Below are 12,167 nucleotides of genomic sequence, written 5' to 3'. Positions count from 1 at the left end.
TTCCGCCGCGCGAGGGGGCAGGTGACCTCGTGGCCACCCTGCCCCGATCCGACTAGCGGGCCGGCTGAACGACCGGCGCCACGCCCGGCGCCAGCGTGCCGGGCTGGACCGGCGCGATCCGGCGCGTCCCCGGGCGCCCGGCGACGACGCCGGCCGGCGCCTGCTGCCCAGGCTGCACGTAGGTGATGATCGGACGCCCATCCGCCCCCGTGCCGGTGATCACGGGCGTGCCAACCGGCGACATGTCGCCGGCGGCAGGCCCGACGCGCTCGACGACGGGGCGGCCTTCATCCGTGCCGACGATGACCGCGCGGCCGGCCGTGACGCCCGCGTTGACGCGCGGTCCGAGCGTCACGAGCTGGTCCTGGCCATTGATGTTCGCACGGAGCGCCGTGCCCGGCGGGGTGTTGCGAACCACCGATTCACGAACCATGGCGACGGTCATGCCCGTCGCATCGACGAGCGGAAACATCGGCTCAGGCGGCGCCCCCGTCCCGCAGGCGGCCAGACCGAGGACCGCGCCCAAGGCGAGAATTCGATTGGCTTTATACATTCCAGGAACTCCTCACCCGCGATCGTCGAGGGGGTGGCCTGCCGCAGGAGAAACATGCCATCCCGTGATGGTTCATGAGGGCCGGACGGCGCCGCCTAGCTCATCGGCTCGACCGAAATCGCCAGCGCCTCCTCGTAGACGAGGTCCACCTGATCTCCGACGCGCAGCCGCCGGATGAAAGCCTGGACCTCCGCGTTCCGGGCGACGACCGTGCGCGGCACGTTGTTCGGCCCGAGGAAGCTGACCGAGCCGGTCGCCGCATCGACGGCGGTGATGGTGACCCGTCCGCGCCTGACCCGCGTGATCTCGCCGCCCGGGCGTTCCGCCGTTTCCCGACGGTCGACCGTCACCCCTTCGAAGGGCAGGCTGGAGCGCGACAAGGGCGTGACCGCCTGCGCCGCGAGCGCCTGGAAGTACCGCACCCTCACGCGATCGCCGGGCCGGATCTCGCCGAGCCGTTGCACCCTCTGGCTGGCGACCATGCTGAGCAGCGCCCCGGACTGAGCGCCGCCGCCGCCGCGAAGCAGGATTTCGCGCGACCGGGGATCCACCGTCTCGACGACGGCGTTGATCGTGGTCGTCTGCTCCGCGTCCACAGACCGGCACGCAACCAGCGCTGAAAAGCTGCCCAGAAGCACGGTTCGGCGTTTCATCCTGTTCCTCCTTGACCCTTGTCGATCCGGCGTGCGCAGCGGTGGTGCCCCTGGGCGTCCCCATCATCGCTTGCCCCCTTGCAATGCAGCCCGCGGGCGGGGGCGGTGCTATCCGTTTCCCGCCATCGGTGGAGGCAGTGCCGTGGCGGGCCTCGCGCCGGGCGTGATCACGCTACCCTCGTTCCGCGGCCGAAGGGCCCGGCTGCCGCGGCGCCCCGCATGTGACGCGCCCGCGCATGGGGGCCGGGGAGGCCGGTCAGACCTCCGAATGCGCCGCCGGATGGGCAGGCGCGCCGCCTCCCCTCTCCGGGCCGGGATCGCGCAGCTCCCTTCGGTCGCCGACGCCAGCCGGGGCGTCCGATCCGCTTGGAACGATAAGAGCGGCAGGCCTGGGCGCTATCCGGTTCCCGCAGACGCGGTCGGCTCGCGACGAACGATCGGCAGGCCTTCGCATTTTTCCGCATGTCCCGCGAAATTGCCACGCCCTCACCGGTGCCGAGGCTAGGGTGGCGCGCCACGAGGAAGCGTCGCATGAAGGGAACGGACCAGAGCAGGCGCGGGCTCGCGCGCCTAGCCGCCGCCGCGGGCATGGCCGCGTCCGGTCCGGGTTCCGCGGCCCGGGCCCAGCCCCGCTTTCCCGACCGGCCGGTCCGGCTCCTGCTGCCCGCGCCGCCGGGCGGCCCGGGCGATGCCGCGATCCGCGCGCTCGCTGCGATCGCCTCGCACAGCCTGGGTCAGCCGGTCGTCGTGGAGCACAGGCCGGGAGCGGGGGCGACCCTGGCCGCGCGCGCGGTGCGCGACGCCCGCCCCGACGGCCAGACGCTTGCGGTGATGCCGGTGACCGTCTTCCGCCTGCCGCTGCTCATGCCGTCGCAGGCCGGCTTCGACCCCCGCACCGACTTCACCTGGGTGATCCAGCTGACCGGCCTGCTGATGGGCCTCGTCGTCCGCGCGGAATCGCCCTGGCGGAGCTTTCCAGAGTTCCTCGAACATGCCCGCGGCCATCCCGGCCGGATCGCCTACGGCTTTCCCGGGGTGAACACGACCGAGCTTCCGCTTGAGATCATCGCGCGACGGGAGGGCATCGAATGGAACGCCGTGCCGTTCCGCGGAGGCACGGAATCGCTGCAGGCGCTGCTCGGAGGCCAGATCGACGCCATCGCCGAGACCAGCAGCTGGATGCCCCATGTCGAGGCGGGCCGGCTGCGCCTGCTCGTCGTCTACTCCGCCGAAAGGGTGCCCCGCTTTCCCGAGGTCCCGACCCTTCGGGAGTTCGGGATCACATGGCCGGCCGATTCCGCCGCGGGCATCGCGGGTCCGCGCGGCATGGAGCCGGCCATCACCCGCAAGCTGCACGACGCCTTCCGGGAGGCTCTCTTCGATCCGTCGGTCCAGCGCGTGCTCGAGCGCTTCGACATGCCCGTGAACTATCTCGGAAGCGAGGACTACGCCCGGGAAGCGGCCCGCCTGTTCGAGCAGGAGCGGGACGTCCTGACGCGGCTCGGCCGCCTCCCTCCACCCGGCTGAAGCGTGACGACCGAGGGCGCGAAGGCGCCGGAAATCCGAATCGCGCGGGACTAAACATCTAGCAGACGATCCGGGGGAGCCTCGACGGGACCCGCGCGCGCCGCAGCGTCTCCGATGGCGGCTCCCCGAACATCGCGCGGTACTCCAGGGAAAAGCGGCCGAAATGGAACAGGCCGAGATCGGCGGCCACCTCCGTCACCGGGCCCTTTCCGGCGCGCAGCCGGCGATGCGCGGCGCAGAGCCGGAGCGCCCGCAGGTAGGCCTTCGGCGCCATGCCGAACGCCTCCTGGAAGGCGTGGTGCAAGGTGCGCTCGGGCACGCCGACCAGCTCGCACAATTCCCGCAGCGACGGCGGATCGTCGATCCGCGCGCGGAGCACCTCCTCCGCCGCGCGGGCCACCCGCCGCCGCACCGGCAGCGGCACCGCGCGCAGCGACGCGGCATCGGTCTCGAGCCCTTCGAACAGGATCTGCATCACGCATTCCTGCAGCCGATGGCGCGCCTCGGCCGAATGGGCGGCGCGGTTCGAAAGCACCGACAGCAGGGCGGCGATGGCATGGCCGCGCTCCGCGCAATCGGCGGTCCCGGGCGGAGCGCGGAGAAGCCAGTCGGCGCCGAGCGAGCGGGCATCCCGGTCGAAGCGGCCGTGAAGATGGCGCTCGAAGAGGGTCTGGTCGGCCGCAACCACCATCAGGTCCACGGCGCCGGCCGTCACGAAATGGACCTCGCCTCGCTGCAGGCGCGCAGGCGCCGTCGTGGCCACGTCCAGCGCCCGGCCGCGCGAGCGGACCCCCTGCGGCGCGGACATGATCAGCGCGGCGCCCGAGGCTCCGGCCGGCGAGCTGCCGGCGGCAAGCAGCGCGGAATCCGTCGTCAGCCGCGCGATCTGCATCCGGGCGGTCATCGCCATCTCGATGCGGGCGGAGAAGCCGCCCCCGTCGAAGCGCGCGAATTCGAGCTCCCAGGCGGGAAGGGCGGCCGCCATGGCATCGAAATCGCCGAACGTCCTGACGACGGAGACACCGTCGTGGAATGCCGCTTCCGTGGCACCGCCCCTCCCTGGTTGCGCCGAATAGATACCGTCCCACTGACGGAAGGAAGCTGTTTTCCATGCGCTGTAATGCTTGCCTTCCCCTTTCGCGCGCGCCGCGGTCGAGCCTCACGCCTCCGCGGGACGCCCGAGAAGCTGGTCGATGACGGCATCCGCCGTGACGCCCGCTTCCTCCGCCGCTTCCGAGAGCTGGATCCGGTGCCGCAGGACGATGCGCGCCACCGCCGTCACGTCGCGGTCCGTGACCTGCCGCCGCCCCGCCAGCCAGGCATGCGCGCGCGCGCAGCGCTCCAGGGCGATGCTCGCGCGCGGCCCGGCACCGGCGGCGAGCCAGCGCCGGACGTCGTTCGGCTGCGGCGGCCCGCCCCGGGTCGCCGCGACGAGCGACGTGATGTGGCGCTGCATCTTGGGGCCGAGCCTGACGTCGCGCACCATCTCCCGCGCCGCCAGCACCACCGCGAGCGGCATGGGCACCGCAGGCGCGGGCCCGGGCCGATCCGCCGGGGCGCTCTCCCGCCGCGCCATGTCGAGGATGCGACGCTCGGCCGCCTCGTCGGGATAGGCCATGCGCAGGTGCATCAGGAAGCGATCCCGCTCCGCGGGCGTGAGCGCCTGCTTTCCGCGATGATGGACGGGAAGGGCATGGGTCGCGCAGACGAAGAAGATGACGGGCAGGTCGGTCGCGCTGCCCCTCCCCGCGACGTAGCGCTCCGACATGGCGTCGAGCAGCGCCAGGCGCGTCTCCGGCGAGGCCTGGTCGATGTCCTCGGCCAGGAGGATGTTGGCGAAGACGGGGCCGGGGACATGGGGCGGGCCGCCCGGCGCTTCGCCCTCCTCGAAGGTTCCGATGAGATCGGCGATCCGCAGGCCCGGGCTGAAGGCGATGCGCTGGAAGGCGGCCTCGATCGCCTGGGCGAGCGTGGTCGCGACGCGCGTCTTGGCCAGTCCGGGCGGGCCTTCGAGCAGCACGTGGCCGTCGGCCAGCAGGGCGATGACGAGGGCCTGGACGACGTGCCCCTGCGCGACGACGCGCCTGTTCAGATGGGCCCGCAGCGCGATCATCGCGGGCCAGGGCGCCAGCACGGGACCAGGCCGGGCGGCAGGAGGCTCCCCGGAGCGGTTCGCCGGCTTCGGCGTCATGCGGGCCCGCTTCGCGCCGGCGGCATGGCCCCGTCGCCCCCTCCCTGCCGGCGAGCCGTCTCGAGGCGTGGAGCCGCGAAGGAATCCACCGAAATCCTCCCGGGTGCCATCGGTTGCTGGGCGAACCGGCGGGCGAGGAACATCTTCGGGGGCCCGGGGGGCCGGCGGCTATCCGATTTCCGCCAGACGCGCCCGGCGCCTCAGCCCACCTCCCCGGCCCGATCCACGACGACCGCCGTCCGCACGAAGAGCGCGCGGACCTTGCCCCAGAAATTGCCGCCGAGGACGAAGAAGCTTGCGACGAACATGAAGTCGCCCAGCAGCTGGGCCTGCCAGAGATTGGGCCGCAGCCCCGGCCAGATCGTGTCCAGATAGGGCTCCAGCCAGGCGGTGAGGATCGGCAGGCAGAACATCACCAGCCCGATCCTGTAGCGGGTCGCCCCCACCACGGCATCCGGCGCCAGCTTCGCGACGCGGCCGAAGACCATCCCCTTCAGCTGCTGGAAGCCCGACTTGCCGAGGATGGCGATGACGGCGAGGAGCATCAGCTTGTTGGCGACGAAGATGGTGCCCGTCAGCCCGGCGATCCGGCTGGCGGAGACGCCCAGCGCAGCGGCCAGCGGGATCGCCAGCCATATCAGGAAGGCGATCGCGAAGAGCGCGATGCCGAGCTTGAAACGCCATCCCGCGGAGGCGGGCCCCGGGGCGTCGGATGCGGCGGTCTCAAGGCTGGCCATGGGGCGTCTCCTTCGCGTGAGAGGACAGGGCGGGCCGGGGCCAGAGCAGCGCGCAGGCCCAGAGCGTGCCGATCGCGCCGGCGGTGACATAGGCGATCCGGCTCGCGAAGGAGTCCGCCGTGCTGCCCGGCAGGGGCGAGAGGCCGAGCCCGAGCAGGATCAGGAAGATGGCGAGCGAGCCGGCATACACGGCGCCCTTCCCGGGCTGCGCCGCCCCATGGCCGAAGAGCAGCCCCGCGCCGAGCAGGGTCAGGAAGAGGACCGGCACGTCCGGCCGCAGCTCGATGACGGCAAAGGCGCAGGACGCCGCGACGCCGCCGGCGATGTTCACGAGAACGAGGCCCATCGCCGTCTCCAGGCTGCGCGCGAATTCCAGCCGGGCGAGGATGGTGGCCACCGTCACCGGCAGCACGATGGCCGAGTGCAGCCGCGGCTCCACGAGGCAGAGCACCACGGCGCCGGCGAGGATGGCCGCGCTCACGGCGGGCCGCCCCAGGCCGGGATCGGCCGGGATGGCGGGCGGCGCCGGGGCCGGGCCGCCGGGATCGGGCAGGACGGCGTGGGCCGCCCAGGAGAGCGCGGCGCCGGCCGCGACGGCGACGGCGAGCATGGCGATCATCGAGCGGTCGAGGTCGCCGTGCAGCATGTCCGCCAGGGGCACGATCACGCCGATGGTCAGCAGCAGCATCGGCAGCGGCCCGCCCTTGCCGCGGGCCTGCGCCGTGAAGCAGCCCAGGTAGACCAGCCAGAGCAGCAGCACGAAGAGGCCGGGATTGCCGCCCGTCAGGCCGGCGAGCAGCGACAGCGCCTGGCCCGTCGCGGCGATGAAGGCCGTGGTGATCGCCGCCTGCCCCAGGCCCAGCGGAGCGCGGCTCGTGGCCAGGAACTGCGCGGCGAAGACCGGCGCCAGGAAGGGCAGCGGCGATCCGGACAGGACGGCGGCGGTCATGCCGAAGGCGACGGCGAGGCCGATGCGCAGCGCCTGCCGTCGGCCGGCCTCGCCTTGGTCCAGGCCGGCGGCGGCGCTAGCTGACATAGGTCAGCACCGCGACGAGCCGGATCCAGAGCCTCCCCAGCGCGTTCACCACCGGATTGTCGCGGGCATAGACGACGACATGCGCCTGGGAGCCGTGCCGGATGCCGCGCGGCCTCTCGCCGGCGAAGACCAGCCGCACCGGAAACCGCTGCGCCTCGCGCACCCAACCGGTGTCGTTGCGGACCGTGGGCAGGCCGGCCGCGGGCGCGGCGCCCGAGGCGACGCCCCAGCCGACGCTCTCGACCCGCATCGGGAAGACGCGGCCCGGAAAGGTGTCGAAGACCACCTCGGCCCGGTTGCCGGCGCGCAGATACTCCAGGCTGTTCTCCTTGAATTCTGCATTGAGCCATATCGTTCCGGCGTCCAGGAAGGTCAGCGCCGCATGGCCGGCGGCGACATATTGCCCCGGCGCGAGCTGCAGGTTCGTCACCACGCCGTCGGCCGGCGCGAGGACCCGGGTGCGCGAGAGGTCGAGACGGGCGCGTTCCAGGGCGGCCAGCGCCTCGCGCATCTGCGGATTGTCCGCCTCGGCCGAGCCCAGCTCCCGCCGCGCCCTTTCCAGCTCGGCCTCCGCGGCGGCCACGGCCGCCTCGCTGCGGTCGAGCCCCGCGCGCGCCTCGTCGTAGCGCGCCTGCGGGTAGACGCCGCGCTGGACCAGCTGCATGACCCGGCCCGCCTGCTGACGGATGTTGTCGCGATTGGCGAGCGCGTCCACCACCCGGGCCTGGGCGGCATCGATGGAGGAGACGCTGGCGCCCAACGACTGGCCAACGCCGGCCAGCCGGGCTTCCGCCTGCTCGACGGCGATCTCGTAGGGCCGGGCGTCGATGCGGAACAACAGCCGGCCGGCGGCGACGAGGGAATTGTCCGCGGCGGCGACCTCGGCGACGCGGCCCGGCACCTCCGGCGCCATCGAGATGACGTAGGCCTGGACCCGCGCCTGAGCCGTCGAGGGCGTGCGCCGCTCCATGGCGATCGTCACGGCGAAGAAGACGACCAGCGCCATCAGCACCAGAAGGGCCAGGCCGCGCGCGGACAGGCGTCGCCGCGCGGGCCTGGCCGCGACCGCCCCGTTCGTTCCGGCCGCTTCCGCCATGGTCGCCTCGATCCCGACCGGCTCCGCCCGTCCCGCTACCGGCGCATCGGCTCCACGCGCATGGCGATCGCCTCGCCGTAGACGATATCCACCTGCTGCCCCGGCCGGAGGCCGCGGGCGAAATCCACCATCTCGGGCCGTTGAGGCCGCACGCGGCGCTGCACGCCCTTCGGCCCGGTGAAGGTCACCGTGCCGGTCCGGGCATCCACGGCGCCGATCACGACCCGGGCCCGGATGCCGCCGGCGACCGCGCCGCCCGGGGGCAGGCGCGGCTGCGCGCGGGCGGCGGCCACCCCCTCGCCCATCGCTGGCGCCCCATCCGCGGGATTGGCCAGCGATACGGCCAGTGCCTCGCCGTATTCGACGACCACGGCGTCGCCGGGCCGAATCTCGGCAAGTCGCCGGATGCTGGGATGGGCCACGACGGTCTCGATGCCGCCCTCCGCGTCGCTCAGCACGATCTGGCGCGTCCTCTGGTCCACCGATTCCACGGTCGCGCGGACGCTCGTGGTCCGGGCGACCGAAGCGCCGTCCGGAACCTGCGCGAGCGCGGGCGTGGCGAAGGCCATGACGGCCAGCATCTCGAACAGGTTCAGGCGCATGCGAATCTCCCGCTCTGCCATCGGCTCGGATCGAGCTCTTCCGGGGCGTGCCGGGCACCTTCGCGCGGCTGCCCCTGGTCGGCCCAGTCAAGGGGAACGGGTTCCACGGACGCTATCCGATTCCCGCAAGGCGGCGGCCCGCCCGCGCGTCGCGGGGTTGCGTGCCCGGCGGCGCCAGGAACCTCTCCGCGATTGACAGGCCGTGGCGAAAGGGATTGTAGGTTCCGCGAAATTCAGCAGGCGCAACCAGATGCCCACGAGACGTATCCTTCCCGCCCTGGCCGGCACGCTGGTGATGGCCAAGGCCCATGCGCAAGGCCCGGAATGGCCGGCCCGCAGCATCAGGCTGATCTCGCCCTTTCCGCCCGGCGGAGCGGCCGACCTTCTCGCCCGCATCCTCGCCGAGGAGCTGACCACCACGCTGCGCCAGTCGGTGGTGGTGGAGAACCGCACCGGCGCCGGCGGCAGCGTGGGCACCGAGGCGGCGGTGCGGAGCCCGGCGGACGGGTACACGCTCGTCATGGGCAGCACCGGGCCGAACGCGATCAACCCCTCGCTGATCCGCCTGCCCTACGATCCGGAGCGGGACCTGATTCCCGTCGCCTCCGTGGCCGCCGTCGCGTCGGTGCTGGTGGTCCATCCCGCGCTGCAGGCCCGGACGCTGGGCGACGTGCTCCGCCTGGCACGGGCCGAGCCGGGGAAGATGAGCTACGGCTCGAGCGGCATCGGCTCCGCGCAGCACCTGTTCATGGAGCTGCTGAAGCAGCAGGCCGAGGTCGACATCGTCCATATCCCCTATCGCGGCACGGGCCCCGCCATGGTGGACACGGTGGGCGGCCGCCTGGACATGATGTTCGACACCACGCCGACCGCCCTGCCCCATATCCGCGACGGCCGCGTGCGGGCGATCGCGGTGACCTCCGCCCAGCGCGACCCGGCCCTCCCCGACGTGCCGACCATCGCGGAGAGCGGCGTGACCGGCTATGAGGCGCTCGGCTGGTACGGCCTCCTGGCGCCGGCCGCGACCCCGCTTCCCATCGTGGACCGGCTGAATCGCGAGGTGAACCAGCTCCTCGCCCGCCCGGGCTTCGTCGAGAAGCTCGCCGCCCAGGGCGTCGCGCCCCGGGGCGGCACCCGGCAGGACTTCGCGGCCTTCATCGCGAGGGACCGCGCCCGCTGGGCCGAAGTGATCCGGCGAGGCAATATTCGCGCCGACGGATAGGCGGGTCCGCGGATCAGGGCTCCTCCGGCGGGTCGAAGCCGGCCATGATCCGCGGGATCTCGCCCGGCAGTTCCCGCGCGAGGAAGCCGACGCGGCCCAGGCGCCGCGCCAGCCGCGCGCCGGCCTCGCCATGCAGGAAGACGCCCCAGACGGCGGCTTCCGCCGGGACGGCGCCGCGCGCCAGCAGCCCGCCGATGATGCCGGCCAGCGTGTCGCCCGAGCCCGAGGTCGCCAGGCCGACATGGCCGCGGTCGCAGCACCAGGCCTGGCCCTGCGGCGTCACGATGAAGGTGCGCCCGCCCTTCATCGCCACGACCGCCTGCAGCTCGGACGCGGCTTCCCGCGCCGCGCCGAGCGGATCGGCCTCCACCGCGGCCTGCGGCACGCCGAGCAGCCCGGCCATCTCGCCGGCATGGGGCGTCAGCACCACGCGCCCGGCATGGCCGCGCAGCGCGGCCCGGCATTCCGCCAGGCGGTAGAGCGCGGCGGCATCCAGCACGAAGCGCAGGCCCTCCATCCGCTGCAGCAGGCCGGCGGTCAGGGCGGCGACGGCCTCGGCGTCAACCATGCCCGGCCCCAGCACCAGCGCATGGCAGCGCCCGCACTGCTCGGCCAGCGTCCCGGCGGCCTCGGATGCGAGGCCCCCGGCCGCGGTCTCGGCGAGGCCGATCACCCGGGCTTCCGGCAGGGCGACGGCGAGCGGCCCGGCGACGCTGCGGGCGGTCGCCACCAGCAGCTTGCCCGCCCCGGCGCGCAGCGCGGCCACGCCCGCGAGCAACACGGCGCCGGGGATCTCCGCGCTGCCGCCCAGCACCGCCACGCGCCCGCGCTGGTTCTTGTCCTCGCCGTCCTGGTGGCGGGGCAGAGGCATTCCGTGGAGCAGCGCCTCGTCGACCGGGGTCGCGCCGCTCATCGGGAGCCCACCGGCCTGTCGGGCTCGGCCGTGACCGTCGCGCCCTGCTGCCGGAGCGGGGCGACGAAGTTGTAGCGCCTCAGCACCAGCGCGCCGTCGCGCCCCTGGCCGGGATCGAAGGCGTATTCGGTGACCCCGCAATTGGCGACGTCGCCCTCGCGGTCGATGGCGAGGATCTGCTCCTCGGTCATGTTCTCCAGCAGGTAGCGCAGGCAGAGCACCACGACCTGATGCGCCACGATCAGCAGCCGCGCCTGGCCGTGGTGCAGCGACACCGTATCCAGCGCGCTGCGCAGCCGCAGGATCACGTCGCACCAGCTCTCGCCGCCCGGCGGCCGGTGATAGAACTTGCCCAGGACGCGGCGGAACTCGGCCTGGTCGGGGAATTCCTGGCGGATACCCTGGCCGGTCAGCCGGTCCAGGATGCCGAACTCCTTCTCCCGCAGCCGCTCGTCCTGCACGAAGTCGGCCGGGTCCACCGACAGGCCGCCGCCGCCATGGATCAGCGCCGCCGTCTGCCGCGCGCGGCGATAGGGCGAGGTGAGCACCACATCGGGCCGCTGCTCCCGCGGCATCTGCGCGAACCAGCGCCCCAGCGCGCGGGACTGCTCCTCGCCCAGCGGGCTGAGCGGCACATCGACATCGCGGCCATCGGTGTCGATGCGCGCCAGCCGGGCGGCATGCGCCGCGTCCCGGGCGACATTGCCGCTGCTCTCCCCATGGCGGACCACCCAGAGTCGGTCCGGCCAGCGCTGTGACATGCCTCGATCCCCGCTGCCTCGGAGGGGCTAACGCCGCAGGCGGGCGAGGGTTATGCAGGTCGCAGGCCGGCCGCGTCGCGGCCCGGGGGAGCCGGTCGATCTTGCCGGGTTCCGCCCTGGCGGCGCATAGAGGCTGCCAGCCTCCATGCCAAACGACGGCGAAGGGTAGCCCGTGAAGCCGATTTGTACGGAATGCCTGGTCCGGGACCAGTCGCTCTGCAGCAGCCTCAGCGATTCAGAGCTGACCACGCTCAACAGCATCGGGCGGCCTCGCCGCCTGGAGCGCGGCGAGACGCTCGTCTGGGCGGGCGACGACGCCCTGGTCTGCGCCAACCTCCTCTCCGGTGTCCTGAAGCTCAGCGCCTCGACGGCGGACGGGCGGGAACAGATCGTGGGCCTGCTCTACCCGGCGGACTTCGTCGGCCGGCCCTTCGCGAAAGAGGCGGAGCACACCATCACCGCCCTCACGGAGGCCGAGCTCTGCGTCTTTCCCCGCAAGGGCTTCGAGACCGCGCTCGAGAGCCACGCGCATCTCGAGCGGCTGCTCCTGCGCCGGACCCTCGGCGCGCTGGACGAGGCGCGCGCCCGGATGCTCATGCTCGGCCGCAAGACGGCGGAGGAGAAGGTGGCGAGCTTCCTGCTCGACATGGCGCACCACCTCGCCCGGAGGACGTCGTCGCGCATCGCCGAATTCGACCTGCCGGTCAGCCGCGCGCAGATCGCCGACGTGCTCGGCCTCACCATCGAGACGGTGAGCCGGCAGCTGACCAAGCTCAGGCGCGACGGGGTGATCGACCTGCCCACCAGCCGCCGGGTCGCGATCCGCAACCCCTCCGCGCTGCAATCCCGCGCCGAGGCGGCCTGAGGCCGGGCCGT

At 73.1% G+C, this 12,167-nt stretch carries 13 protein-coding genes; 3 read left to right on the top strand and 10 right to left on the bottom strand.

Going from position 1 to position 12,167, the window contains the following annotated elements; translation table 11 throughout:
* Positions 1-52: 52 nt before the first annotated feature.
* Both EJV46_RS13945 and EJV46_RS13940 read right to left on the bottom strand, forming a co-directional pair.
* Positions 53-553 carry a hypothetical protein gene (locus EJV46_RS13945; protein WP_131549240.1) on the bottom strand — a complete coding sequence of 167 codons (501 nt, stop codon included), beginning with the start codon at positions 551-553 and terminating at the stop codon, positions 53-55.
* 95 nt (positions 554-648) lie between these two features.
* Entirely contained in the window at positions 649-1,206 is a 558-nt protein-coding gene (locus EJV46_RS13940; RefSeq protein ID WP_131549239.1) for a hypothetical protein, read from the bottom strand.
* A 531-nt stretch (positions 1,207-1,737) separates the two neighbouring features.
* On the opposite strand from EJV46_RS13940, the gene EJV46_RS13935 reads away from it, so the two are divergent.
* Positions 1,738-2,733, top strand: a complete 996-nt coding sequence (locus tag EJV46_RS13935) for a tripartite tricarboxylate transporter substrate binding protein (protein ID WP_131549238.1) — start codon at positions 1,738-1,740, stop codon at positions 2,731-2,733.
* Between the two features lie 58 nt (positions 2,734-2,791).
* Here EJV46_RS13935 and EJV46_RS23475 read toward each other — a convergent pair whose 3' ends face one another.
* The 6 genes from EJV46_RS23475 to EJV46_RS22860 form a co-directional block, all read right to left on the bottom strand.
* Entirely contained in the window at positions 2,792-3,718 is a 927-nt protein-coding gene (locus tag EJV46_RS23475; protein ID WP_131549237.1) for an AraC family transcriptional regulator, read from the bottom strand.
* 174 nt (positions 3,719-3,892) lie between these two features.
* Positions 3,893-4,924, bottom strand: a complete 1,032-nt coding sequence (locus tag EJV46_RS13925; RefSeq protein WP_131549236.1) for a MoxR family ATPase — start codon at positions 4,922-4,924, stop codon at positions 3,893-3,895.
* Positions 4,925-5,124: 200 nt separating this feature from the next.
* Positions 5,125-5,661 carry a transporter suffix domain-containing protein gene (locus EJV46_RS13920; RefSeq protein ID WP_131549235.1) on the bottom strand — a complete coding sequence of 179 codons (537 nt, stop codon included), beginning with the start codon at positions 5,659-5,661 and terminating at the stop codon, positions 5,125-5,127.
* Entirely contained in the window at positions 5,648-6,697 is a 1,050-nt protein-coding gene (locus EJV46_RS13915) for a DUF2955 domain-containing protein (RefSeq protein WP_131549234.1), read from the bottom strand. Before EJV46_RS13915 ends, EJV46_RS13920 begins: the two co-directional genes overlap by 14 nt.
* Complete coding sequence (locus tag EJV46_RS13910; RefSeq protein ID WP_206020809.1) at positions 6,687-7,793, bottom strand: HlyD family secretion protein; 1,107 nt, start codon at positions 7,791-7,793, stop codon at positions 6,687-6,689. Before EJV46_RS13910 ends, EJV46_RS13915 begins: the two co-directional genes overlap by 11 nt.
* Before the next feature lie 35 nt (positions 7,794-7,828).
* On the bottom strand, positions 7,829-8,395 hold the full coding sequence (locus EJV46_RS22860; RefSeq protein ID WP_165585534.1) for a hypothetical protein: 567 nt from the start codon (positions 8,393-8,395) through the stop codon (positions 7,829-7,831).
* Positions 8,396-8,645: 250 nt separating this feature from the next.
* On the opposite strand from EJV46_RS22860, the gene EJV46_RS13900 reads away from it, so the two are divergent.
* On the top strand, positions 8,646-9,617 hold the full coding sequence (locus EJV46_RS13900; protein ID WP_131549233.1) for a tripartite tricarboxylate transporter substrate binding protein: 972 nt from the start codon (positions 8,646-8,648) through the stop codon (positions 9,615-9,617).
* A 13-nt stretch (positions 9,618-9,630) separates the two neighbouring features.
* Here the strand turns inward: EJV46_RS13900 and EJV46_RS13895 are convergent, their stop codons facing one another.
* Entirely contained in the window at positions 9,631-10,530 is a 900-nt protein-coding gene (locus EJV46_RS13895; protein WP_131549232.1) for an NAD(P)H-hydrate dehydratase, read from the bottom strand.
* Entirely contained in the window at positions 10,527-11,291 is a 765-nt protein-coding gene (locus tag EJV46_RS13890) for a histidine phosphatase family protein (RefSeq protein WP_131549231.1), read from the bottom strand. The genes EJV46_RS13895 and EJV46_RS13890 overlap by 4 nt, the downstream gene beginning before the upstream one ends.
* A gap of 172 nt (positions 11,292-11,463) precedes the next feature.
* On the opposite strand from EJV46_RS13890, the gene EJV46_RS13885 reads away from it, so the two are divergent.
* Positions 11,464-12,156, top strand: a complete 693-nt coding sequence (locus tag EJV46_RS13885; protein WP_131549230.1) for a Crp/Fnr family transcriptional regulator — start codon at positions 11,464-11,466, stop codon at positions 12,154-12,156.
* The last annotated feature ends 11 nt before the right edge of the window (positions 12,157-12,167 follow it).

This window comes from Roseococcus sp. SYP-B2431 (assembly GCF_004336745.1).
Lineage (GTDB): Bacteria > Pseudomonadota > Alphaproteobacteria > Acetobacterales > Acetobacteraceae > Roseococcus.
Note: the sequence above shows the minus strand (reverse complement) of the source record. Positions and strands in the feature narration are given on the sequence as shown.

Coding starts and splice junctions, on each gene's coding strand:
- EJV46_RS13910 (WP_206020809.1), bottom strand. CDS start 7,793: ATGGCGGAAGCGGCCGGAACGAACGGGGCGGTCGCGGCCAGGCCCGCG.
- EJV46_RS13900 (WP_131549233.1), top strand. CDS start 8,646: ATGCCCACGAGACGTATCCTTCCCGCCCTGGCCGGCACGCTGGTGATG.
- EJV46_RS13925 (WP_131549236.1), bottom strand. CDS start 4,924: ATGACGCCGAAGCCGGCGAACCGCTCCGGGGAGCCTCCTGCCGCCCGG.
- EJV46_RS13920 (WP_131549235.1), bottom strand. CDS start 5,661: ATGGCCAGCCTTGAGACCGCCGCATCCGACGCCCCGGGGCCCGCCTCC.
- EJV46_RS22860 (WP_165585534.1), bottom strand. CDS start 8,395: ATGCGCCTGAACCTGTTCGAGATGCTGGCCGTCATGGCCTTCGCCACG.
- EJV46_RS13940 (WP_131549239.1), bottom strand. CDS start 1,206: ATGAAACGCCGAACCGTGCTTCTGGGCAGCTTTTCAGCGCTGGTTGCG.
- EJV46_RS13895 (WP_131549232.1), bottom strand. CDS start 10,530: ATGAGCGGCGCGACCCCGGTCGACGAGGCGCTGCTCCACGGAATGCCT.
- EJV46_RS23475 (WP_131549237.1), bottom strand. CDS start 3,718: ATGGCGGCCGCCCTTCCCGCCTGGGAGCTCGAATTCGCGCGCTTCGAC.
- EJV46_RS13935 (WP_131549238.1), top strand. CDS start 1,738: ATGAAGGGAACGGACCAGAGCAGGCGCGGGCTCGCGCGCCTAGCCGCC.
- EJV46_RS13890 (WP_131549231.1), bottom strand. CDS start 11,291: ATGTCACAGCGCTGGCCGGACCGACTCTGGGTGGTCCGCCATGGGGAG.
- EJV46_RS13945 (WP_131549240.1), bottom strand. CDS start 553: ATGTATAAAGCCAATCGAATTCTCGCCTTGGGCGCGGTCCTCGGTCTG.
- EJV46_RS13915 (WP_131549234.1), bottom strand. CDS start 6,697: ATGTCAGCTAGCGCCGCCGCCGGCCTGGACCAAGGCGAGGCCGGCCGA.